This window comes from Kitasatospora sp. NPDC001132 (assembly GCF_053598415.1).
Map to the genome: position 1 here is coordinate 292593 of NZ_JBSFKF010000003.1, position 22329 is coordinate 314921.

20 protein-coding genes are annotated in these 22329 nt (G+C 73.7%); 15 read left to right on the plus strand and 5 right to left on the minus strand.

Going from position 1 to position 22329, the window contains the following annotated elements:
• Window positions 1–15 precede the first annotated feature (15 nt).
• Window positions 16–2766, plus strand: a complete 2751-nt coding sequence (gene aceE / locus ACWDBE_RS05915; protein ID WP_449789163.1) for a pyruvate dehydrogenase (acetyl-transferring), homodimeric type — start codon at window positions 16–18, stop codon at window positions 2764–2766.
• 168 nt (window positions 2767–2934) lie between these two features.
• On the opposite strand, the gene ACWDBE_RS05920 is transcribed toward aceE, so the two are convergent.
• Complete coding sequence (locus ACWDBE_RS05920; RefSeq protein WP_449789264.1) at window positions 2935–4524, minus strand: MFS transporter; 1590 nt, start codon at window positions 4522–4524, stop codon at window positions 2935–2937.
• A 232-nt stretch (window positions 4525–4756) separates the two neighbouring features.
• Between ACWDBE_RS05920 and ACWDBE_RS05925 the strand changes: the two genes are divergently transcribed.
• From ACWDBE_RS05925 to ACWDBE_RS05955, 7 genes are all read left to right on the plus strand, one after another.
• Complete coding sequence (locus ACWDBE_RS05925) at window positions 4757–5437, plus strand: TetR family transcriptional regulator (RefSeq protein ID WP_449789162.1); 681 nt, start codon at window positions 4757–4759, stop codon at window positions 5435–5437.
• 150 nt (window positions 5438–5587) lie between these two features.
• Window positions 5588–6919, plus strand: coding sequence for a sensor histidine kinase (locus ACWDBE_RS05930; protein WP_449807361.1), 1332 nt, complete (start codon window positions 5588–5590; stop codon window positions 6917–6919).
• Complete coding sequence (locus ACWDBE_RS05935) at window positions 6916–7590, plus strand: response regulator (RefSeq protein ID WP_402409630.1); 675 nt, start codon at window positions 6916–6918, stop codon at window positions 7588–7590. Before ACWDBE_RS05930 ends, ACWDBE_RS05935 begins: the two co-directional genes overlap by 4 nt.
• Window positions 7591–7747: 157 nt before the next feature.
• A complete protein-coding gene (locus ACWDBE_RS05940; protein WP_449789160.1) occupies window positions 7748–8872 on the plus strand; it encodes an alpha/beta hydrolase in 1125 nt (374 codons plus the stop codon).
• A 28-nt stretch (window positions 8873–8900) separates the two neighbouring features.
• Window positions 8901–10145, plus strand: a complete 1245-nt coding sequence (locus ACWDBE_RS05945; protein ID WP_449807362.1) for an acyltransferase family protein — start codon at window positions 8901–8903, stop codon at window positions 10143–10145.
• 84 nt (window positions 10146–10229) lie between these two features.
• Window positions 10230–10565 (plus strand): MmcQ/YjbR family DNA-binding protein, encoded by a 336-nt coding sequence (locus ACWDBE_RS05950; RefSeq protein WP_449789158.1) that lies wholly within the window; start codon window positions 10230–10232, stop codon window positions 10563–10565.
• A gap of 220 nt (window positions 10566–10785) precedes the next feature.
• Complete coding sequence (locus tag ACWDBE_RS05955; RefSeq protein WP_449789157.1) at window positions 10786–12000, plus strand: alpha/beta hydrolase; 1215 nt, start codon at window positions 10786–10788, stop codon at window positions 11998–12000.
• A gap of 11 nt (window positions 12001–12011) precedes the next feature.
• On the opposite strand, the gene ACWDBE_RS05960 is transcribed toward ACWDBE_RS05955, so the two are convergent.
• Window positions 12012–13004, minus strand: coding sequence for a helix-turn-helix transcriptional regulator (locus ACWDBE_RS05960; RefSeq protein ID WP_449807363.1), 993 nt, complete (start codon window positions 13002–13004; stop codon window positions 12012–12014).
• A 101-nt stretch (window positions 13005–13105) separates the two neighbouring features.
• On the opposite strand from ACWDBE_RS05960, the gene ACWDBE_RS05965 reads away from it, so the two are divergent.
• Window positions 13106–13684: a TIGR03086 family metal-binding protein gene (locus ACWDBE_RS05965; RefSeq protein ID WP_449789155.1), complete on the plus strand. Its 579-nt coding sequence runs from the start codon at window positions 13106–13108 to the stop codon at window positions 13682–13684.
• Between the two features lie 65 nt (window positions 13685–13749).
• Here the strand turns inward: ACWDBE_RS05965 and ACWDBE_RS05970 are convergent, their stop codons facing one another.
• Together ACWDBE_RS05970 and ACWDBE_RS05975 are read right to left on the minus strand one after the other, a co-directional pair.
• Complete coding sequence (locus tag ACWDBE_RS05970) at window positions 13750–14763, minus strand: aldo/keto reductase (RefSeq protein ID WP_449807364.1); 1014 nt, start codon at window positions 14761–14763, stop codon at window positions 13750–13752.
• Window positions 14760–15263, minus strand: coding sequence for a MerR family transcriptional regulator (locus tag ACWDBE_RS05975; protein WP_449789153.1), 504 nt, complete (start codon window positions 15261–15263; stop codon window positions 14760–14762). The genes ACWDBE_RS05970 and ACWDBE_RS05975 overlap by 4 nt, the downstream gene beginning before the upstream one ends.
• Before the next feature lie 130 nt (window positions 15264–15393).
• Here ACWDBE_RS05975 and ACWDBE_RS05980 point away from each other — a divergent pair, with 130 nt between their 5' ends.
• Window positions 15394–16230, plus strand: coding sequence for a serine hydrolase domain-containing protein (locus ACWDBE_RS05980; RefSeq protein ID WP_449789152.1), 837 nt, complete (start codon window positions 15394–15396; stop codon window positions 16228–16230).
• 20 nt (window positions 16231–16250) lie between these two features.
• On the opposite strand, the gene ACWDBE_RS05985 is transcribed toward ACWDBE_RS05980, so the two are convergent.
• Window positions 16251–17027 carry a pirin family protein gene (locus ACWDBE_RS05985; protein ID WP_449789151.1) on the minus strand — a complete coding sequence of 259 codons (777 nt, stop codon included), beginning with the start codon at window positions 17025–17027 and terminating at the stop codon, window positions 16251–16253.
• Window positions 17028–17251: 224 nt separating this feature from the next.
• On the opposite strand from ACWDBE_RS05985, the gene ACWDBE_RS05990 reads away from it, so the two are divergent.
• The 5 genes from ACWDBE_RS05990 to fabF all read left to right on the plus strand — a co-directional run bounded on the left by ACWDBE_RS05990 (window position 17252) and on the right by fabF (window position 22282).
• Window positions 17252–18448 (plus strand): PucR family transcriptional regulator, encoded by a 1197-nt coding sequence (locus ACWDBE_RS05990; RefSeq protein ID WP_449789263.1) that lies wholly within the window; start codon window positions 17252–17254, stop codon window positions 18446–18448.
• Window positions 18449–18539: 91 nt separating this feature from the next.
• The gene (locus tag ACWDBE_RS05995) at window positions 18540–19490 is read left to right on the plus strand and encodes an ACP S-malonyltransferase (protein WP_449789150.1); all 951 of its coding nucleotides are present in this window, start codon (window positions 18540–18542) and stop codon (window positions 19488–19490) included.
• Window positions 19487–20518 (plus strand): beta-ketoacyl-ACP synthase III, encoded by a 1032-nt coding sequence (locus tag ACWDBE_RS06000; RefSeq protein ID WP_449789149.1) that lies wholly within the window; start codon window positions 19487–19489, stop codon window positions 20516–20518. The genes ACWDBE_RS05995 and ACWDBE_RS06000 overlap by 4 nt, the downstream gene beginning before the upstream one ends.
• A 75-nt stretch (window positions 20519–20593) precedes the next feature.
• Entirely contained in the window at window positions 20594–20833 is a 240-nt protein-coding gene (locus ACWDBE_RS06005) for an acyl carrier protein (protein WP_355251392.1), read from the plus strand.
• Window positions 20834–21016: 183 nt separating this feature from the next.
• The gene (gene fabF / locus ACWDBE_RS06010; protein ID WP_449789148.1) at window positions 21017–22282 is read left to right on the plus strand and encodes a beta-ketoacyl-ACP synthase II; all 1266 of its coding nucleotides are present in this window, start codon (window positions 21017–21019) and stop codon (window positions 22280–22282) included.
• Window positions 22283–22329 lie beyond the last annotated feature (47 nt).

The following is a 22329-nucleotide window of genomic DNA, read 5'->3' on the forward strand; positions in this document are numbered from 1 at the left end:
CAGTGAAGGAACAGCGTGGCTTCCGGATCCGATCGCAACCCGATCATCATTGGCGGCCTTCCGAGTCAGGTCCCGGACTTCGATCCCGAGGAGACCGCGGAATGGCTGGAGTCGCTCGATGCGGCCATCGACGAGCGGGGGCGTGAGCGCGCCCGTTACCTGATGCTGCGGCTGATCGAGCGCGCCCGCGAGAAGCGTGTCGCCGTGCCCGAGATGCGCAGCACGGACTACGTCAACACCATCGCGACCAAGGACGAACCGTTCTTCCCCGGCAACGAGGAGATCGAGCGCAAGATCCTCAACGCGACCCGGTGGAACGCGGCCGTCATGGTCTCCCGGGCCCAGCGCCCGGGCATCGGCGTCGGTGGCCACATCGCCACCTTCGCCTCCTCCGCGTCGCTGTACGACGTCGGCTTCAACTACTTCTTCCGCGGCAAGGACGCCGAGGGCGAGTCCGGCGACCAGGTCTTCTTCCAGGGCCACGCCTCCCCCGGCATCTACGCCCGCGCCTTCCTGCTGGACCGACTGTCCGAGCAGCAGCTCGACGCGTTCCGCCAGGAGAAGTCGAAGGCGCCTTACGGCCTCTCCAGCTACCCGCACCCGCGGCTGATGCCGGACTTCTGGGAGTTCCCGACCGTCTCGATGGGCCTCGGCCCGCTCGGCGCGATCTACCAGGCCCGGATGAACCGCTACCTGGAGCACCGCGGCATCAAGGACACCTCCGACTCGCAGGTCTACGCCTTCCTCGGCGACGGCGAGATGGACGAGCCCGAGTCGCTCGGCCAGCTGTCCCTGGCCGCCCGCGAGGGCCTGGACAACCTGACCTTCGTGGTCAACTGCAACCTGCAGCGCCTGGACGGCCCGGTCCGCGGCAACGGCAAGATCATCCAGGAGCTGGAGTCCCAGTTCCGGGGCGCCGGCTGGAACGTGATCAAGCTCATCTGGGACCGCAGCTGGGACCCGCTGCTCGCGCAGGACCGCGACGGCGTCCTGGTGAACAAGCTGAACACCACGGTGGACGGCCAGTTCCAGACCTACGCCACCGAGTCCGGCGCGTACATCCGCGAGCACTTCTTCGGCGGCGACCTGCGCCTGCGCGCCATGGTCGAGAACATGTCCGACCAGCAGATCCAGCACCTGGGTCGCGGCGGCCATGACCACAAGAAGATCTACGCGGCGTTCAAGGCGGCCCGCGAGCACAAGGGCCAGCCGACGGTCATCCTCGCCCAGACGGTCAAGGGCTGGACGCTGGGCCCCAACTTCGAGGGCCGCAACGCCACCCACCAGATGAAGAAGCTGACGGTCGAGGACCTGAAGCGCTTCCGCGACCGGCTGCACCTGCCGATCACCGACAAGCAGCTCGAGGACGGCCTGCCGCCGTACTACCACCCGGGCCGCGACTCGGAGGAGATCCAGTACATGCACGACCGCCGGGAGGAGCTCGGCGGCTACGTGCCGACCCGCAAGGTCCGCCCGCGGAAGCTGGAGCTGCCCGGCGACGACGCGTACAAGGCGGTCAAGAAGGGTTCCGGCAACCAGACCATCGCCACCACCATGGCGTTCGTCCGGCTGCTCAAGGACCTCATGCGGGACAAGGGCATCGGCAACCGCTTCGTGCCGATCGCGCCGGACGAGTACCGCACCTTCGGCATGGACTCGCTCTTCCCGTCGGCGAAGATCTACAACCCGCTCGGCCAGACCTACGAGTCGGTCGACCGGGACCTCCTCCTCGCCTACAAGGAGTCGCCGACCGGCCAGATGCTCCACGACGGCATCTCCGAGGCGGGCTGCACCGCCTCGCTGATCGCCGCCGGCTCGTCCTACGCCACCCACGGCGAGCCGCTGATCCCGGTGTACGTCTTCTACTCGATGTTCGGGTTCCAGCGCACCGGCGACCAGTTCTGGCAGATGGCCGACCAGCTGGCCCGCGGCTTCGTGCTGGGTGCCACCGCCGGCCGCACCACGCTGACCGGTGAGGGCCTGCAGCACGCCGACGGCCACTCGCACCTGCTGGCCTCGACCAACCCGGGCGTCGTGGCCTACGACCCGGCGTACGGCTTCGAGATCGCGCACATCGTCCAGGACGGTCTGCGCCGGATGTACGGCTCCAGCGCCGAACACCCGCACGGCGAGGACGTGTTCTACTACCTCACCGTCTACAACGAGCCGATCAAGATGCCGGCCGAGCCCGAGAACGTGGACGTCGAGGGCATCCTCAAGGGTCTGCACAAGTACGCGCCGGGCACCGCCGGCCAGATCCCGGCCCAGATCCTCGCCTCCGGCGTGGCCGTGCCGTGGGCCCTGGAGGCCCAGCGCATCCTCGCCGAGGAGTGGAACGTCAAGGCCGACGTCTGGTCCGCGACCTCCTGGAACGAGCTGCGCCGCGACGCGGTGGAGGCCGAGGAGTTCAACCTGCTGCACCCCGAGGAGCAGCAGCGGGTGCCGTACGTCACCCAGAAGCTCCAGGGCTCCGAGGGCCCGGTCGTCGCGGTGTCCGACTGGATGCGCGCGGTGCCGGACCAGATCGCCCGCTGGGTGCCGGGCCAGTACCAGTCGCTGGGCGCCGACGGCTTCGGCTTCGCCGACACCCGTGGCGCGGCCCGTCGCTTCTTCCACATCGACGCGCAGTCGGTCGTCCTGGCGGTGCTCACCGAGCTCGCCAAGCAGGGCAGGATCGACCGCTCGGCGCTGAAGGACGCGATCGACCGCTACCAGCTGCTGGACGTGGCCGCGGCCGACCCGGGTGCCGCCGGCGGCGACGCCTGATCAGCCCGTAGGCACTGAGGGGCCGGACTCCCGCACGGGGTCCGGCCCTTCGGCGTGCGCCGCGGACCCGCCCCGCACCCCGGTGTGGCCCCGGGCCCGCGCGAGCACCACGACGGCCCCGGACTCCGAGGAGTCCGGGGCCGTGGCGTTGCGGCGTCGGGGAGCCCGTCAGATGTGCACGGCCGGGCCCGCGTCGGTGGTGCCGCGGCGGGTGAGCAGGCCGAGCACGGCGGCGCCGAAGGCCACCACGGCGGCCACCGCGAAGGCGAGCGACATGCCGCTCACGAAGGACTCGTGGACGGCGCCGGCCATCGCGTCCACCGCCTGCTGCGGGGTGCCGGCCGGGGCCGGCGGGGCGATGCCGAGCTGGGCGGCCTGCTTGAGGCCCTCGCCCGCCGCGCCCTCGACCGGCGGCAGGCCGGCCTTGGCCCAGTTGCCCGGCAGCACGTCGCCGACCTTCGCGGCCATCAGCGCGCCCAGCACGGCGGTGCCGAGGCTGCCGCCGACCTGCATCGCGGCCTGCTGGAGGCCGCCGGCCACGCCGGAGAGCTCCAGCGGGGCGTTGCCGACGATCACCTCGGTGGCGCCGACCATGACCGGGCTGATGCCGAGGCCCATCAGGACGAACCAGAGCGACATCACGCCGTTGCCGGAGCCGGTGTCCAGGGTGGACATGCCGTACATCGCGGTGGTGGTGATCAGCATGCCGGCCACGATCGGGATGCGCGGGCCCAGCTTGCCGATCGCGATGCCGGCCAGCGGCGAGCCGACGATCATCATGCCGGTCATCGGCAGCAGGTGGACGCCGGCCTCGACCGGCTTCATCCCGTGCACGTTCTGGAGGTAGAAGGTCACGAAGAAGATCGCGCCGAAGAACGCGAAGGCCATCAGCACCATCAGCAGCACGCCCGCCGACAGCGGCACCGAGCGGAACAGGCCGAGCGGGATCAGCGGCTCCTTCGCCCGGCCCTGCCAGAGCGCGAACAGCACCATCAGGACCACCGCGCCGCCCAGGAACAGCAGCGTCCTGGTGTCGCCCCAGCCCCACTCGGGGGCCTTGATGATGCCGAAGACCAGCGCGAACATCCCCACCGAGAGCAGCGCGATGCCGGGCAGGTCGAAGGACTTGGCGGCGTTCTCGGCCCGGACGTCCCTGAGGATCCACAGGCCCAGCGCCAGCGCGATCAGGCCGACCGGGATGTTGATGAAGAACACCGACTCCCAGTTGACGTGCTCGACCAGCAGGCCGCCGACGATCGGGCCGGCCGCGGTGGAGGCGCCGATCACGCCGCCCCAGATGCCGATCGCCATGTTGAGCTTCTCGGCCGGGAAGGCCCCGCGCAGCAGGCCGAGCGCGGCCGGCTGGAGCAGCGCGCCGAACAGGCCCTGGAGCACCCGGAAGGCGATCACGGTCTGGATGTTGCCGGCGAAGCCGATCGCGGCCGAGGTGGCGGCGAAGCCCACCGCGCCGACCAGGAAGGTGGTCTTGTGGCCGAAGCGGTCACCGATCTTGCCGGCGGTGATCAGGAAGACCGCCAGGGCCAGCAGGTAGCCGCTGGTGACCCACTGGATCTCGGAGGGCGCCGCGTGCAGCTTCTCCTGGATCACCGGGTTGGCGATGGCGACGATCGTGCCGTCCAGCGCGACCATCATGACGCCGACCGCGACGGTCAGCAGGGTCAGCCAGGGGTGCCCCTTGAGGCCGCCCCCCGACGGTGGATTCGGCGGCGGCGGTGCGTCCGCCTCGGAGTTCTTCACGACGGACTGGCTCATCTGGGCCCTCCGGGGGCGTGGCTCGGTTCAGGACGTGGTCGTGGCGCCCCGGCCCACCCGTCCCCACAGGTGCCCCGGCCCGACGGGCGCCACCTCGGCAGATTATGTCAGCCTCTGACATACGGCAAACAATGACTTCTGACCAGCACTGACATTTGTCAGAGCGCTAAGGTTGTGCTCCCACCCGCCACACCCCGCGCTCCGGAAGGCCCCCGCCATGGCCGCTCACGCCCCCCGCACCACCGACGCCCCGGAGGGCCCCGCCCGCACACCGGGGCTGCGCGAGCGCAAGAAGCAGCAGACCCGGGACGCCCTGATCCAGGCCGCCCACGTGCTCTTCCTCCGGCAGGGCTTCGCCCACACGACCGTCGACGAGATCGCCTCCGCCGTCGACGTCTCCCAGCGCACCTTCTTCCGCTACTTCGCCAACAAGGACGAGGTCGCGCTCGCCGTGATGGCCGTGGCCGAGGACTACTTCATCGAGTGCCTGCGCCGCCGGCCGGCCGAGGAGACCCCGCTCCAGGCCCTGCGCGCCGCGATCGTCAAGGCCTGGCTCGACCTCGGCAGCGCGGAGGCCTCCGGCCCCGACTCGATCCACAGCGCCCTCGAACTCATGCGGATGATCGAGGAGACGCCCCCGCTGCTCGCCGCCCACCTGCGCCGGGTCACCGAGCAGGAGCAGGTGGTGATCCAGGTGCTCGCCGAACGCGAGGGCCTGGACCCGGCCGAGGACCTGCGCCCGGCCGTGCTCGCCGCCGTCTTCGCCAGCCTGCTGCGCTCGGCCCACCTGGCCTGGAGCGTCGAGCGCGAGCCGGCCGGCCCCGAGGGCATGGTCGCGGTGATCGAGCGCTACTTCGACCAGCTCGGCCCCGCCCTGGCCGGCCACTGGCGCCCGTAGCACCACCCACCCGTGGCAACCACCCACCCGTAGGCACCGCCCGGGCCCCGCCCGTCATACCGGGGTATCACCCGATACCCCGGTACCACCCGGAAGTTCGCGCTCCAGTCCGACGCCCGACACGGGCCCGGCCGCCTAGGGTGGCCCCCGATGAAGACGCCCACCAGAGCCGACGGCCGCGGATTCGCGCTGCGCCAACTGCGCACCCTGCGGCACCACCTGACCACCCCGAGCGAGGACCACACCCCGCTGCTCGGGGACTCCCGCCGGCGCTGGGTGCGCCGGCTCCCGTACATCGCCGTGATCGTCCTGCAGGCCTCGCTGATCCCCACCGGGATCGTCAACCTGGTCGACTTCTACGACCTGGCGGTGCCGGTGGCCGGCGCGCTGACCGTCGCCCAGACCACGCCGCTGTTCCTCGCCGTCACCCGGCCGCTGGCCGCCTGGTGGATCAGCGCCGCCAGCCTGGTCGCCACCGCCGCCATCACCGCCCGCCACCACCAGGCGATGGGCAGCTGGCCGTGGACGGCTCCGATGATCATCGCGTACGTCTTCCTGCTGCTCGCCCTCGCGCTGCGGGAGAGCCGGGCCACCCTGGTCTCGGTCTGGGTCGCCACCGTCCTGCTCACCGTGGTCACCACCACCCTCGGCCTGCCCCGGCCCGGCGACGGCACCACCGTGCTGCTGATCGCGCTCAGCGGCGCCGCGCTGCTGCTCGGCTGGGCCGTCCGGGACCGCGCCGTGGCCCGCAGACTGCTCACCGAGCAGGAGCAGATCAGCGAGGTCGAACGCGAACGCCGCACGCTGCTGGAGGAACGCGCCCGGATCGCACGGGAGTTGCACGACGTGGTGGCCCACCACATGTCGGTCATCGCGGTGCAGGCGGCCAGCGCGCCGTACCGGATCGGCGGCGTACCGGACGAGGCCGCCGAGGAGTTCACCGCGATAGCCGGCACCGCCCGCGAGTCGCTGGCCGAGATGCGCCGGCTGCTCGGCGTGCTGCGCAGCGAGGAGTCCGGCGGGGACAAGGCGCCCCAGCCCGGGGTCGGCCAACTGGCCCAGCTGGTCGAGACGGTGGGCCGGGCCGGGGTGCCGGCCGAACTGACCCTGGAGCCGGACGCGGCGGACCTGGCGGACCTGGTGCCGCAGGCCGTCGGGCTGTCCGCGTACCGGATCGTGCAGGAGGCGCTGGCCAACGTGGTGCGACACGCCCCCGGCGCGCGGACCTGGGTCTCGTTGACCACGGACGGCCCGGCGCTGCTGGTGACGGTGGTCAACGCGCCCCCGCCGCAACACACCGAGTCGCTGGAGGCCTCTGTGGAGGGCACCGGGCAGGGGCTGGTCGGAATGCGCGAACGCGTCCGGCTGGTCGGTGGCAGGCTGGACACCGGTCCGCTGCCGGACGGCGGCTTCAAGGTGGCCGCCGCCCTGCCCCTCGACCGCCCCGACAGCCCCGACACCCCCCGGGAGACCACCGCATGACCATCCGCGTGATCATCGTCGACGACCAGGCCATGGTGCGCGCCGGCTTCGCGGCCCTGCTCAACGCCCAGAGCGACATCGACGTGGTGGGGGACGCGGCGGACGGCGCCCAGGCCCTGGAGGTCAACGGCCGCACCCACCCGGACGTGGTGCTGATGGACGTCCGGATGCCCGTCATGGACGGCCTGGAGGCGGCCCGGCGGCTGCTCGACCCCGAGGTGCCCGGCGCCCACCGGCCCAAGGTGCTGATGCTGACCACCTTCGACGTGGACGACTACGTGTACGAGGCGCTGCGCGCCGGGGCCAGCGGCTTCCTGCTCAAGGACGCCCCGCCGGCCGACCTGATCGCCGCGGTCCGGGTGGTCGCCGCCGGCGAGGCGCTGCTCGCCCCCTCGGTGACCCGCCGGCTGATCGAGGACTTCGCCCGCACCCGCCCGGCGAAGCGCCGCGACCCCAAGGTGCGGCTCAACGGCCTGACCCCGCGCGAGACCGAGGTGCTGGAGCTGATCGCCCGCGGCCTGTCCAACCAGGAGATAGCCGCCGGACTGGTGCTCGCCGAGCAGACCGTCAAGACGCACATCGGGCGGATCCTCGCCAAGCTCGGCCTGCGCGACCGCGCCCAGGCGGTCGTCCTGGCCTACGAGTCGGGCCTGGTGACACCGGGTCAGTAGCCCGCGCCCGCCCGCTCGGGCGGGCCCCCTGATACCCGGGTAGCACCCGGGAGTTGGCCCCGCGGTGTGACGTCCGCGGGGCCGTCGCGTTCCTACCTTCCTCTCCACCGGACGCCGAACCGACTCGGCGGCCGCGCCGACGAGGGGGAGCACGGACATGCGCAGGTTCCGGACCAGACGGGCGATCGCCGCCACCGCACTGGCACTGGCGGTGGCGCTCGGCACGGGCGGCTGGGCCGCCGACACCCAGACCCCCGTCACCGGCCCGCCGCCCGGCAGCGCCGCCTGGACCGCCGACACCTCGCTCGGCGTGCGGCCGCCCGACCCGGCCACCGCCGCCCCGGCCCTGGTCGCCGCGTTCTTCGCCGGGTTGGCCCCGGCCACGCAGGAGGCCCTGGCCGCCCGGCACCCGCTGGTGGTCGGCAACCTGGACGGCGCCCCGATCGCCCTCCGGTACCGGGCCAACGCCCTCGCCCTGGCCGCCGAACGCACCCGCGAACTCGCCCGGGCCGCCGACCCCGCACTCACCCCGCAGGACCACGCGGCCGCCCGCACCCGGGCCGAGCGCTACCGCGCCCTGCTGGACGGCGGCCGCCAGGTCCTCGCCTTCGACCCGCGCGGCCGCGGCCAGGTCGCCGAGGTGTACGGCGACCTCGCCACCGCCCGCCGCACCGCCGTGATCGTCCCCGGCTCGGACATCGACCTGCTCCGCTTCGACCGCGCCTCCGACCCGTACGGCACCCCCGCCGGCATGGCCCGCGCCCTCCTGGACGCCACCGGCGGGCAGACCGCCGTGATCGCCTGGGCCGGCTACACCACCCCGCTCGGCCTCGGCCCGGACGCCGCCACCGAGGACCTGGCCCGGGCCGGCGCCCCGCGCCTCACCCGGCTGCTCGACGGACTCGCCGTCACCACCCGCCCGCAGGCCCCGCCCACCGTGTTCTGCCACAGCTACGGCTCCGTGGTCTGCGGCCTGGCCCGCCCCACGCCCGCGCAGGCCTCCGGCGTGGTGGTGCTCGGCTCGCCCGGCATGGGCGTCGACTCGGCCGCCGACCTCGACCCCGGCGTCCCGCTCTGGGCCACCGCCCGCAACGGCTCCGACTGGATCGGCGAGGTGCCCAACGTCCGGCTGTTCGGCCTCGGCCACGGCGCCGACCCGACCACCCCCGGCTTCGGGGCCCGCCCGCTGCCCGCGACCGGATCCCACGGCCACACCGGCTACTTCGCCCCCGGCACCGCCTCCCTCGCCGCCTACGCCGACCTCGCGCTCGGCCGCGCCTGACCGCCCGCACCGGAAGGAACACCACGCCATGGCCGGCACCACCACCCCCAGCCCGCTCACCGCCCTGCGCCGCGCCGCCGCCCGCGTCGACGCGAAGACCCCGGCCGACCGCGACCGCGCCCTGGACGGGCTGCGCGCCCTGGCCCTGCTCGCCGTACCCGTCGGGCACTGGATGCTCGGCGGCTTCACCCGCACCCCCGACGGCGCCCTGCACAACGCCAGCCCGCTCTCCACCCTCGGCTTCTTCGCCCCGCTCAGCTGGGTGCTCCAGATGCTCGGGGTGTTCTTCCTGGTCGGCGGCCACTCCTCGGTCCGCTCGCTGGAGCGCGCCCGGGCCAAGGGCCTGCGGACCCGCGACTGGCTGTGGGCCCGGACCGTCCGGCTGCTGCGCCCGGTGCTCGGGGTGGCGGCCGTCTGGGCGGCGCTGGTCCCGCTGCTGCCCGCGCTCGGCGTCCCCGCGGACACCCTGCGCACCGGCGCCACCCTGGTGGTGCAGCCGCTCTGGTACATCGCCGTCTACCTGGGGCTGACCGCGCTCACCCCGCTCTGCGTGGCCGCCGGGCGCCGGCTCGGCGGCTGGTCGGCGGGCCTGCCGGTGGTCGTGGTCGCCGCCGTCGACCTGCTGCGGTACGGGCCGTGGGCCGGGGCGGTGCCGTCCTGGGTGGCGCTGCTGAACATCCTGCCGGGCTGGTTGTTCGGCTACCAGCTGGGCGTGCTCTGGGCACAGGGCCGGCTCGGCCGCCCGGCGGCCCGGGTGCTGCTGCTCGGCGGCGGCGCGCTGTTCGCCGCACTGCTGCTGGTCTTCCACTACCCGGCCAGCATGGTCGGTGTGCCCGGGGCCGCGCGGACCAACTCGCACCCGCCGTCCCTGCTGGTGCTCGCCCTGGCCGCGTTCCAGTGCGGCGCCGCGGTGCTGCTGCGGGAGCGGCTGGGCCGGCTGCTGACCCGCCGCCCGCTGCTGTGGCTGCCGGTCGTGGTGGTCAACCTGTCGGCGATGACGGTCTTCTGCTGGCACCAGAGCGCGATGCTCGCGGTCGCGGTGCCGGGCGCGGCCGTCCTGGGCGCCGTCCCGGGCCTGACCACCGCGCCGGACTCGCTCGGCTGGGTGGCCGCCCGGCTGGCGCTGCTGCCGCTGTTCGGCGCCGTACTGGTGGCGGTCGGCTGGTTCACCCGCCGGTTCGACGGCCCGTGGACGGCCTTCTCCCGGGGCGGCAAGGCGGTGGCCGGGGCAGCGGCGGCGCTGTTCGCCGCGTACGCGCTGGGCGTGGTGTGACGGCGCGCCAGGCGTGAGCCGCCCCCGGTGCGCCGTGCCGCGCGCCGGGGGCGCGCTGTCGGTGCCCTGCCCTACCCTGCCGCCATGGTGACGTTCGACGAGTTCCGCGCGATGGCTCTGGCCCTGCCCGAGGCCGTCCAGGAGCCGACCTGGGACATCGAGACGCTGCGGGTCCGCGGCCGGATCTTCGCGATGGGCGCACCCGACGGGGAGCGCGTCAGTGTGAAGGCCTCCCCCGAGGACCAGGCCGAACTGCTCGCCGCCGAGCCCGAGGTGTTCTCCTCCGCCCCGTACGTCGGGCGCCACGGCTGGGTGAGCGTCCGGCTGGACCTGGTGGACCGGGACGAGCTGCACGACCTGGTCACCGAGGCCTGGCGGCGGACGGCGCCGAAGCGCCTGGTGCGCGGGTTCGACGCCTGAGCGCCACCCCGCCGGCCTCTGGGGCACCCGGCCGCACGCACCGTCCGAACCACTGGGAGACGCCGTGAGGACACCCCCGGTTCATGTGATCCATCCCACAGTTTAGGCGTTCCCGCCGCCCCTTCGGGCCCCCTAGGCTTGCGCAGGGAAGTCAGCAGAACCATCGCACCCTCCGGGCACCGCCCGCGAAACGGTGACGGGCCCCAAGGGAGTTGGTGCGGTGCGCAACCGTCGACGCTGGAAGCGGGTACTGATCGGGGCGTTCGCCGGCTGCGCGGTGCTCGCCGACGCCGGAGCCTCCGCCGCCGCGGCCGCGGTCTCCTCCGAACAGCTGGCGATCTCCACGCCTCCGGCCGGCAGCGCCGCCTGGATCCAGGACCACTCCTTCGGCCGCTCCCTGCCCGACCCGGCCACCACCACGCCGGCCGCCGCCGCGGCGTTCTTCGCCTCGCTCGCGCCCACCGAACTGGACCGGCTGATCCAGGACTACCCGCTGGTCGTCGGCAACTACGACGGCGCTCCGCTGGACCTGCGCTACCGCGCCAACCGGATCGCCCTGGCCGCCGAGCGCGACCAGGCCCGGGCCCGCGCCGCGGACCGCAAGCTGGACTCCGACGCCCGCGCGCTGGCCGTCTCCCGCGCCAACGACGTCGAGCACCTGCTCGCCCCGGACCGGCAGGTCCTGGCCTTCGACCCGCGCGGCCGCGGCCTGGTCACCGAGGTGTGGGGCGACCTCGCCGACGCCGAGCGGATCTCCGTGCTCGTCCCCGGCTCGGACGCCGACCTCGGCCACCACGACCAGGCCGCCGATCCGCTGCGCTCCCCGGCCGGGATGGCCCGCGCCCTGTACGCCGAGGAGCGGCACCAGGCGCCGGGCACCCGGACCGCCGTGATCTCCTGGACCGGCTACGTCACCCCCTCCGGCCTCGGCCCGGACGCGGCCACCTCCCGGCTCGCCGACGTCGCCGCCCCCCGATTGGAGCGGCTGCTCGCCGGACTCAAGGAGACCACCCGGCCGGACGCGCCGCCGTCGCTGCTCTGCCACTCGTACGGCTCGGTGGTCTGCGGCACCGCCGCTCCGGACATCCCGCGTGCGGCCGCCTCGCCGTCCGACACCTCCGGCGTCACCGACCTGATGGTCTTCGGCAGCCCGGGCATGGGCGTGCAGAGCACCACCGAGCTGGGCGCCGGCGTGCACGTCTGGGCCACCCGCAACCCCAGCGACTGGATCGGCAACGTGCCGTTCCTGGAGGTCGGCGGGCTCGGCCACGGCGCCGACCCGACGGCGAGCGACTTCGGATCCGAGCAGATCTCCTCGGCCCGCGCGGTCGGCCACAACGGCTACTTCGGCGAGGGCACCGACAGCCTGCACAACTTCGCGGCGATCTCGCTCGGCCACTACCAGGACGTGCTCCGGCCGAACCCCAACCAGTAGGGGCCCGGCGCCTAGGCACCCTGCTCCTGGTACAGCCGCAGGGCGTCCGCCGCCGCCCGGGCCAGCTCCCGCCGGGCGGCCGGCGGGGCCAGCACCTCGACCTCCGCCCCGAAGGCCAGCAGCGACCGGACGGCCGCCGGGGCCGGGAAGGCCATCGCCACCTCGACCCACTCCTCGGCCGGCCCCGCGCCCGGCTCCGGCGGCGGGGCGGTGACGCGGCCGCCGTGGATGCGCAGGAACATGTCCAGCCGTCCGCGCCGGACCCGCACCCGCACCGGCACGTCCTTCGGCAGCCGCTCCACCTGCTCGCGCAGCACCGCCCAGACGTCGCCGAGCCCGACCCCGGCCCGGCGCCGCACCGCCTCCTCGGTGGTCTCGGCGGCCAGCACCCGGTCGGCCCGGAACAGCCGCGGCTCGCCGTGCAGGTCGGCCACCAGGTACCAGACCGCGGCCTTGCTCACCAGCCCGTACGGGTCGACGGTGTACTCCACCGGCGCGGGCGTGCCGCCGTGCCGGTAGCACAGCCGCAGCCGCCGGTCCGCGAAGACGGCGTACTGCAGTTCGCCGAGGTCCGGCCCGGCGGCGGGGCCGGCCGCGCCGGGGGTCTGCATCCAGCGGGCCGGGTCGACCAGGATCCGCTCGCTGATCCGCTCGGCGCCGGGCCGGTGCGGGGCCGGCAGCGCGGCCATCACCTTGCGCAGCGCCGAGCCGAGCGCGCCGTCCAGCCCGAGGTCGCTGTGCGCGCCCTGGGCGGAGAGCACGAACAGCGCCCTGGCCTCGTCCGCGGTCAGGCCGGTGACGTCGGTGCGGTAGCCGGGCAGCAGGCCGATGCCGCCGTGCCGCCCGCGTTCGGTGAACACCGGCACCCCGGCGGCGGAGAGCGACTCGACGTCGCGGTAGATGGTGCGCACGGACACCTCCAGCCGCTCGGCGAGTTCGGTGGCGGACACCTGGCCGCGGGTCTGGAGCAGCAGGAGGATCGAGAGCAGGCGGTCGGCCTTCATGCACCAAGAATCCCAGTAACCCTGACGGCAGTTGTCAGGTTTTACTGGGAGATTGCGTTCCGAGCCCGAAGAACCACCCGACACCAGGGAGTTGAGCGCGGATGACCGCCGTCCAGGATGCCCGACCGCAGTACCGCAGCGCCCTCGACCAGCTGGAGAAGCTGTTCGCCACGATCACCCCGGCCGACCTCGAACGGCCCACGCCCTGCCCCGAGTTCACCCTGCGCGAGCTGCTGAACCACGTGGTCGGCGGCGTCCACCGGTTCGCCTACCTGGGCGAGGGCGGCAACGCCCGGGACGTCGTGGCCGCCATCGAGGACCCCTCGGACGAGGGCTGGCCGGCCGCGCTGGGCCGCGCCCGGGCCCGGGTGACCGCCGCCTGGGCGGACGACGCCAAGCTCGGCCGCCCGACCGTCGTCCCCTGGGGCGAGGTGCCCGGCGCGGCGGCGGTGGGCGGCTACCTGATGGAACTGGTGACCCACTCCTGGGACATCGCCGTCGCCCTGGACAACGGCTTCGCCCTGGACGACGACCTGGCGCGGACCGCGCTGGGCATCGCCGAGTCCGCGCTGCCGGCCGAACGGCGGGTGCCGGGCGTCCCGTTCGCCGCCGTCCGGCCGGTCGCCGAGGACGCCGACGTGCACACCCGGCTGGCCGCCTGGACCGGCCGTACGGTCTGAACCCGACGGGCGGGGCCGGGAGCGCCGAACGGACGCCCCGGCCCCGCCCGGCCGTCGGCGTCCGGCTACTCGCGCGCGGCCGAGGTCGAGCTCATGTCCGCGTAGCGGTTGCCCGCCACCCGGCCGGCCACCGGCTCCAGCAGCGCCAGCTCCTCGGCGGTCAGCCGCAGCGTCGCCGCCGCGGTGTTCTCGGCGAGCCGGCTGCGCTTGCGGGTGCCCGGGATCGGCACCACGGCCAGCCCGTGCACCTCGGCCCGCTGGTGCACCCAGGCCAGCGCGACCTGGGCGAGCGTCACGCCGTGGGCCGCCGCGATCTCCCGCAGCGGGGCGAGCAGTTCGCCGTTGGCAGCGGCGTTGTCGCCGGTGAAGCGCGGGAAGTTCCGCCGGAAGTCGTCCGCCGGGAGCTCCTCGGCGTTCTGGAAGGCGCCGGTCAGGAACCCGCGCCCGAGCGGCGAGTACGGCACGAAGGCGACGCCCAGCTCCGCGGCGGCCGGCACCGCCGTGCGCTCGACGTCGCGGGCGAACACCGACCACTCGGACTGCAGCGCGGCGATCGGGTGGACCGCGTGCGCCTCGCGCAGCTCCGCCCCGGTCACCTCGGACAGGCCGAGGTGGCGCACCTTGCCGGCCTTCACCAGCTCGGCCATGGCGCCGACCGAGTCGGCCAGCGGCACGGCCGGGTCGCGGCGGTGCATGTAGTACAGGTCGATCACGTCGACGCCGAGGCGGCGCAGCGAGGCGTCGACCGCGGTCCGGATGTACTCCGGGTCGTTGCGGATGCCGCGGACGGAGGCGTCCTGCGCGGAGCGCACGATGGAGAACTTGGTGGCGAGCACCACCTTGTCCCGGTTGGCCCGGACGAAGGGGCCGATCAGCTCCTCGTTGCGGCCGGAGCCGTACATGTCGGCGGTGTCGAAGAGGGTGACGCCCGCCTCCAGCGCGGCGTCCAGGGTGGCGAGCGCCTCACCGGTGTCGGTGTGGCCGTAGAACTCGCTCATGCCCATGCAGCCGAGGCCCTGGACGCCCACCAGCGGGCCTCCGGTGCCGAGTTCGACGGTGGGAAGGACGGTCTGAGTCATGCGCTCTGCTCTTCCTCTACACGGATGTTCTGGCATTGGACCGGGGCACCGGTGCCGTCGGCGACCTTCCCGGCATAGAGATCGATCTTGTAGTCGAGGACGGCGAGGGTGGCCTGGAGGTCCACGATCCGCTGCCGGACCTCCTCACGCTGAGCCTCCAGGAGCAGCCGCCGGTCCTCGTAGGTCCGCTCGCCCTGGCGGGCCATGTCCACGTACTTGAGCATGTCCGCCACGGACATGCCGGTCAGCCGCAGCCTGCCCAGGAAGGCCAGCCGGTGCAGGTCGGCGTCGCAGTAGCGGCGCCGGCCCCCCGCGGCCCGGCCGACCGGGTCCAGCAGGCCGATCCGCTCGTACCAGCGCAGGGTGTGGGCGGTCAGTCCGCTGGCCGCGGCGACCTCGCTGATGGTGTGCCGCGGCGAGCGGTCCGGATCGCCGGCGGGGCTGCTGAACACCTCGGAGCAGCTGCGCAGGTCGATCTCGACGCGTTCGGGTGTGGCCATCGCTCGTCCCCCCTGTCCTGTGCGACGTGAACGACGCTACCGAGTTCGAGTGCACTCCAAGCAAGCCGCTACCCGGGTGGCTCCGCCACCACCTTCTCCGGCGGATTTCCCGGCGACTAGAGTCGGGCCCATGGAGAGCTTGCGGATGATCGAGAACTGGCCGGTGCCCCATGCCGCGGCGGCCGTGGTCCGGGGGGCGGACGGCGCGGTGCTGGGCGCGCACGGGCCGCAGCAGCACCTGTTCCCGCTCGCCTCGGTCACCAAGCTGCTCACCTCGTACGCGGCGCTGGTCGCCGTCGAGGAGGGCGTGTTCGAGCTGGACGACCCGGCCGGGCCGCCCGGGGCGACCGTCCGCCACCTGCTCGCGCACACTTCCGGCCTGGGCTTCGACGAGGACCGGGTGTTCGGTGAGCCCGGCAAGCGCCGGCTCTACTCCAACGCGGGCTTCGACGCGCTGGCCCGGGCGCTGTCCGAGGCCGCCGGGATCGAGTTCTCCCGCTACGCCGCCGAGGCGGTGTTCGAGCCGCTGGGCATGACGGACACCCTGATCCACACCGCGCACAAGTCCCCGGCCGGCGCCGGCGGCCTGTCCACCGTCGCCGACCTCGCCCGGTTCGCCGCCGAGCTGCAGGCACCCAAGCTGCTGGACCCGTCCACCGTCCTGCGGGCCACCCGCGAGGTCGCCTTCCCCGGCACCAGCGGCGTGCTGCCCGGCTACGGCCACCAGCGCCCGAACGACTGGGGCCTCGGCTTCGAGATCCGCGACGGCAAGAGCCCGCACTGGACCGGCTCCGCCAACTCCCCCGGGACCTTCGGGCACTTCGGCCAGTCCGGCACCTTCCTGTGGGTGGACCCGCGGGCCGGCGTGGCCTGCGTCGCGCTCACCGACCGGGACTTCGGCCCGTGGGCGGTCGAGGCCTGGCCGGCCTTCTCGGACGCGGTCCTCGGAGAGCTCGCGAAGGGCTGAGCCGAGCCGTACGGCCAGCGCTAGCCGTACGAGACCGGCGAGTGCATCTCCCAGAGCAGGAGTTCGGCGCCGGTCTCGCCCGCCGCCGGGTCGGCGAAGGCCTCGCCGGTGATCCGTACGCTGTCGCCCGGCACCATCGAGCGGCCGGCGCCCTTGGGCCCGGGGACGGTCCGGTAGCCCAGCGAGCCGGCCGTCAGGTGCGCGTACCGCCAGGGCGCCTCGGGCAGCGGCGGCAGCGGCTGCCACGGCCCGGCGGTGGCCAGCCAGAGCGCGGCGTCGCCGCGGCGCAGCCGCAGGGCGTCCGTCCCGGCGTCGCGCTCCAGCCCGGAGGCCAGCAGCGTCAACCCGCCGTCCGCCGGTTCCACCTTGCGCAGACCGTACGCGGGGGGCACGTCGAACTCGTCGGGTTGGAGCCACATCTGGACGAAGCGGACCGGACCGGTGGCGCCGCCGACGTTGCGCTCGGTGTGGGTGACGCCGGAGCCGGCGCTGAGGTGCTGGACCATCCCGGGCCGGACCACCCCGCTGTGGCCCTGCGAGTCGCGGTGGGCCAGCGCGCCCTCCAGCACCCAGGTGAGGATCTCGGTGTCCCGGTGCTTGTGCTCCTCGAACCCGGCCCCGGGGGCGAGGAGTTCCTCGTTGCACGCGAGCAGCGCGCCGAAGTGGGTGTTCTTCGGGTCGTAGTGGCCGGAGAAGGAGAACGCGTGCCTGGTCTCGACGCCCTCGGCCGGGGCGGAACGGTAGCGCTCGGCGGTGCGGCGCAGGTCGGCACGGGGGCGGGCGGCGGCTTCGTTCACGCCCCCACCGTAGTGGGTGGGCGTCGGAGTGTGACTCTTGCCACCGTGCCGCTCCGCCGGGGATTGTGCACGAGCAGTCACTCACGTGAGGCAGTCTTGTCCTTGTGCCAGCCGCCTCCACGAACTCCACGAACGACCCCAGCTCCAGCCCCGCACCCGACCCCACCGGGAAGAGCCCGACCGCCCGGTCGGGCCGCGACCGCCCGGGCCGCGCGGCGCCCCGCCTGACCGCGCAGGAGCGCAGAAACGCCGCCGAGCGCGCCGAGCGCCGGGCGGCGACGCTCAAGCGGCTGGAGAAGTCCTCCGGCAAGCTGGCCACCGCCGCGATCTCGCGGATGGACGACCAGCTCGGCTGGTACCGGCGGATGCCGCCGGAGCACCGGTCCTGGATCGGCCTGGTCGCCCAGGCCGGCATCGCCGCGTTCACCGAGTGGTACCGCCAGCCCGACGCCGCCCAGGCGATCTCCACCGACGTCTTCGGCACCGCCCCGCGCGAGCTGACCAGGGCGATCACCCTGCGCCAGACCGTCGAGCTGATCCGCACCACGATCGAGGTGATGGAGGAGGCCATCGAGGAGGTGGCCGCGCCCGGCGACGAGGCGGACATGCGCGAGTCGGTGCTGGTCTACGCCCGGGAGATCGCCTTCGCGACCGCCCAGGTGTACGCCCAGGCCGCCGAGGCGCGCGGCGCCTGGGACGCCCGCCTGGAGGCGCTGGTGGTCAACTCGTTGCTGTCCGGCGACGCCGACGAGGGCGTGCTCTCGCGGGCCGCGGCGCTCGGCTGGGGCCAGCCCAGCCAGGTCCGGGTGGTGATGGGCAGCGCGCCGGACGGCGACAGCGAACTGGTGGTCGAGGCGATCCGCCGGGCCGCCCGGTACGCCAAGCTGAACGTGCTGACCGGGGTGCTGGGCAAGCGCCTGGTGGTCGTGGTCGGCGGCGACAAGGAGCCGGTGCACGCGGCCCGGGCGCTGATCGGCCAGTTCGCGCCGGGCCCGGTGGTGGTCGGCCCGACCGTGCCCGACCTGCTCTCCGCGACCCGCTCGGCCCACGCCGCCGCGGCAGGCCTGCGCGCCTGCGCCGCCTGGCCGGACGCCCCCCGCCCGGTGCTGGCCGACGACCTGCTGCCCGAGCGGGCGCTGGCCGGCGACCAGGCCGCGCGCCGTCAGCTGGTGGAGGAGATCTACACACCGCTTGACGAGGCCGGCTCCGCCCTGCTGGAGACGCTGAGCGTCTACCTGGAGCAGGCCTCCTCGCTGGAGGGCGCGGCCCGGATGCTCTTTGTGCACCCCAACACGGTGCGCTACCGGCTGCGACGTGTGACTGACGTCACGGGGTACGCCCCCTCCGACGTACGTTCGGCGTTCACGCTGCGGATCGCGCTGGCCCTCGGCCGGCTGGGCGCCGTCGGAGAGCCCGGCTGAGCCGGAGTGTAGGGACCATACAATCCCGGATGGTTTTCTTCGTTACCGTCGCCTACCCGCCCCTGGGCGCCTGGCGAGAGAGGGTTGAACCGTGCTCGTAATCGTCGCCCCTGGACAGGGTGCCCAGTCCCCCGGTTTCCTCAGCCCCTGGCTGGAGCTCGACGGCGTCGCCGACCGCCTGCGCGGCTGGTCGGAGGTCGCCGGGCTCGACCTGGTGCACGCCGGCACCGAGGCGTCCGCCGAGGAGATCAAGGACACCGCCGTAGCCCAGCCGCTGCTGGTCGCCGCCGGTCTGGTGACCGCCCGGGAGCTGTTCCCGGACGAGGACGTCGCCCGCAAGCTGGTCGGTGCCGTGGCCGGCCACAGCGTCGGTGAGATCACCGCCGCCGCCGGCGCCGGGGTGCTCACCGCCCACGACGCGCTGGCCTTCGTGCGCGAGCGCGGTCAGGCCATGGCCGAGGCCGCCGCCGTCACCGAGACCGGCATGCTCGCCGTGCTCGGCGGCGAGCCGGAGGAGGTCGCGGCGAAGCTCGCCGAGCACGGCCTGACCGCGGCCAACAACAACGGCGGCGGCCAGATCGTCGCCGCCGGCACGCTGGCCCAGCTGGAGGCGCTGAAGGCGGACCCGCCGGAGCGCGCCAAGCTGATCACCCTCAAGGTGGCCGGTGCCTTCCACACCGAGCACATGGCCCCGGGCGTCGAGCGGCTGGCCAAGCTGGCCCCGACCCTGACCGCGGCCGACCCGCTGGTCCGCTACGTCTCCAACAAGGACGGCGCGGTCGTGGAGTCCGGCGCCGAGGTGCTCTCGCGCCTGGTGTCGCAGGTCTCCAACCCCGTCCGCTGGGACCTCTGCATGGAGACCCTCGGGCAGCTGGGCGCGACGGCCGTGATCGAGCTGTCCCCCGCGGGCACCCTCACCGGGCTGCTCAAGCGCAACCTCAAGGGTGTGGCCACGCTCGCCCTCAAGACCCCCGCCGATCTCGACAAGGCCCGCGCGCTCGTCGCGGAGCACGGCGGTCAGGAGCAGGAGACCCAGGCATGACCAAGCCCCAGATCCGCCCGGTGAACGGCGCGCAGTACGCGCGCATCCACGGCGTCGGCGGCTACCGTCCGGTCCGGGTCGTCCCCAACTCCGAGGTCCTGGAGTGGATCGACTCCTCGGACGAGTGGATCCGCACCCGCAGCGGGATCGCCGAGCGCCGCTGGGCCGGCCCGGACGAGTCCGTCGCCGAGATGTCGGTCCAGGCGGCCGGCAAGGCCATCGCCCAGGCCGGGATCACCGCCGACCGGATCGGCGGCGTGATCGTCTCGACCGTCTCGCACTTCAAGCAGACCCCCGCGATCGCCACCGAGATCGCCGAGCGGCTCGGCTGCGGCACCGCCCCGGCCTTCGACATCTCGGCCGCCTGCGCCGGCTTCGGCTACGGCCTGGGCCTGGCCGACGGCATGATCCGCGGCGGCAACGCCGAGTACGTGCTGGTCATCGGCGTCGAGCGGCTCAGCGACCTGACCGACAAGTCGGACCGCTCCACCGCCTTCATCTTCGGCGACGGCGCCGGCGCCGCGATCGTCGGCCCGTCCGACACGCCCGGCATCGGCAAGCTGATCTGGGGCTCGGACGGCTCGCAGGCCGAGCTGATCACCCAGACCCAGGCCTGGGACACCGCCTTCGCCAAGTCCGACGCCGTCAACGGCGCGGGCGAGGAGACGAAGTGGCCGGCCCTGAAGATGGACGGCCAGCCGGTCTTCCGCTGGGCCGTGTGGGAGATGGCCAAGGTGGCCCAGCAGGCGCTGGACGCCGCCGGGATCACCGCCGACCAGCTCGGCGCGTTCATCCCCCACCAGGCCAACATGCGGATCACGGATGCCATGATCAAGGCGCTCAAGCTGCCGGATTCGGTGCCCGTCGCCCGCGACATCGCCGAGACCGGCAACACCTCCGCCGCCTCCATCCCGCTGGCGATGGAGCGCATGCTGGAGAGCGGTGAGGCCCACAGCGGGGACCTGGCCCTGATCATCGGGTTCGGGGCGGGTCTCGTCTACGCCGCCGCAGTCGTTACTCTCCCCTAGGCGCGTTCGCGCCGTCCACAAGCCTGTGCCCGGCCGCCGGCCGGACACGTTCAACACCGAAGAGGAGCAGCCAGTATGGCTACCAAGGACGAGGTCCTGGAAGGTCTCGCCGAGATCGTCAACGAGATCGCCGGTATCCCGACCGAGGACGTCCAGCTCGACAAGTCCTTCACCGATGACCTGGACGTCGACTCGCTGTCCATGGTCGAGGTCGTCGTGGCCGCCGAGGAGCGCTTCGACGTCAAGATCCCGGACGACGAGGTCAAGAACCTGAAGACCGTCGGCGACGCGGTGGACTACATCCTCAACGCCTGAGCGACCGACTCGTTCGACTCGGCCAGCCCGTCCGGCGTCCCGTACGCCGGCCCGGGCTGACCGGTCGGCCCGGCTCGTCGAGCCTGGCCGGCCTCTCCGGCCGGGACGCCCTCACCGGGCGCCCGGCCGGGCCCATCCTCGGCACGCCGCCGACCCCCGCACACGTGAGAGAAGAAGAAACCAGTGACCGCTGAAAATCGCACCGTGGTCGTCACGGGTATCGGCGCCTTCACGCCGCTGGGCGCCGACGCCGCCAGCACCTGGGAGAACCTGGTCGCGGGCACGTCCGGCGTGGCGGCCCTGACCGAGGAGTGGGCCGAGGACCTGCCGGTGAAGATCGCGGCGCGGACCGCCGTCGAGCCCGGCGACATCCTTCCCCGCCCGCTGGCCCGCAAGCTGGACCGCTCGGCCCAGTTCGCGCTGATCGCCGCCCGCGAGGCCTGGGCCGACGCCGGCTTCGAGACCCCCGCCACCGACGAGTCCTCCAAGCTCGCCCCCGAGCGCCTGGGCACCGTCATCGCCTCCGGCATCGGCGGCGTGACCACCCTCCTCGACCAGTACGACGTGCTGAAGGAGAAGGGCGCCCGCAAGGTCTCCCCGCACACCGTCCCGATGCTGATGCCCAACTCCCCGGCGGCCAACGTCGGCCTGGAGGTCGGCGCCCGCGCGGGCGTGCACACCCCCGTCTCCGCCTGCGCCTCCGGCGCCGAGGCGATCGGCTACGCGATCGAGATGATCCGCACCGGCCGCGCCGACGTCGTGGTGGCCGGCGGCACCGAGGCGGCGATCCACCCGCTGCCGATCGCCGCGTTCGCCAACATGATGGCGATGTCCAAGAAGAACGACGACCCCCAGCGTGCCTCCCGCCCGTACGACAAGGCCCGCGACGGCTTCGTGCTGGGCGAGGGCGCCGGCGTGGTCGTGCTGGAGTCGGTCGAGCACGCCGAGGCGCGCGGCGCCCGGATCTACTGCGAGGCCGTGGGCCAGGGCCTGTCCTCGGACGCCCACCACATCGCCCAGCCCGAGCCGACCGGCGCCGGCGTGGCCCGCGCGCTGGCCGACCTGTTCGAGCGCAACGAGCTGGACAAGGCCGAGATCGTGCACGTCAACGCGCACGCCACCTCGACCCCGCAGGGCGACACCGCCGAGCTGAAGGCGCTGCGCAAGGAACTGGGCGACGACCTCGACCACATCGCCGTCTCGGCCACCAAGTCGATGACCGGTCACCTGCTGGGCGGCGCCGGCGGCATCGAGACCGTCGCCACCGTGCTGGCGCTGCACCACCGGGTCGCCCCGCCGACCATCAACGTGGACGAGCTGGACGACGACGTGGACGCCGACATCGTCCGCGGCGAGGCCCGCGAGCTGCCCGAGGGCCGGATCGCCGCGCTGAACAACTCGTTCGGCTTCGGCGGCCACAACGTGGTGCTGGCCTTCCGCACCCGCTGACGCCCACGACGAAGGGGCCGGCGCTCTCCGCGAGCGCCGGCCCCTTC

Bases quoted from the DNA above. Each gene is read 5' to 3' on its own strand.
- ACWDBE_RS05925 (WP_449789162.1), top strand. From the start codon at position 4,757: ATGGCCGCTCACGCCCCCCGCACCACCGACGCCCCGGAGGGCCCCGCC.
- ACWDBE_RS05930 (WP_449807361.1), top strand. From the start codon at position 5,588: ATGAAGACGCCCACCAGAGCCGACGGCCGCGGATTCGCGCTGCGCCAA.
- ACWDBE_RS05935 (WP_402409630.1), top strand. From the start codon at position 6,916: ATGACCATCCGCGTGATCATCGTCGACGACCAGGCCATGGTGCGCGCC.
- ACWDBE_RS05940 (WP_449789160.1), top strand. From the start codon at position 7,748: ATGCGCAGGTTCCGGACCAGACGGGCGATCGCCGCCACCGCACTGGCA.
- ACWDBE_RS05945 (WP_449807362.1), top strand. From the start codon at position 8,901: ATGGCCGGCACCACCACCCCCAGCCCGCTCACCGCCCTGCGCCGCGCC.
- ACWDBE_RS05950 (WP_449789158.1), top strand. From the start codon at position 10,230: ATGGTGACGTTCGACGAGTTCCGCGCGATGGCTCTGGCCCTGCCCGAG.
- ACWDBE_RS05960 (WP_449807363.1), bottom strand. From the start codon at position 13,004: ATGAAGGCCGACCGCCTGCTCTCGATCCTCCTGCTGCTCCAGACCCGC.
- ACWDBE_RS05965 (WP_449789155.1), top strand. From the start codon at position 13,106: ATGACCGCCGTCCAGGATGCCCGACCGCAGTACCGCAGCGCCCTCGAC.
- ACWDBE_RS05970 (WP_449807364.1), bottom strand. From the start codon at position 14,763: ATGACTCAGACCGTCCTTCCCACCGTCGAACTCGGCACCGGAGGCCCG.
- ACWDBE_RS05975 (WP_449789153.1), bottom strand. From the start codon at position 15,263: ATGGCCACACCCGAACGCGTCGAGATCGACCTGCGCAGCTGCTCCGAG.
- ACWDBE_RS05980 (WP_449789152.1), top strand. From the start codon at position 15,394: ATGGAGAGCTTGCGGATGATCGAGAACTGGCCGGTGCCCCATGCCGCG.
- ACWDBE_RS06000 (WP_449789149.1), top strand. From the start codon at position 19,487: ATGACCAAGCCCCAGATCCGCCCGGTGAACGGCGCGCAGTACGCGCGC.
- ACWDBE_RS06005 (WP_355251392.1), top strand. From the start codon at position 20,594: ATGGCTACCAAGGACGAGGTCCTGGAAGGTCTCGCCGAGATCGTCAAC.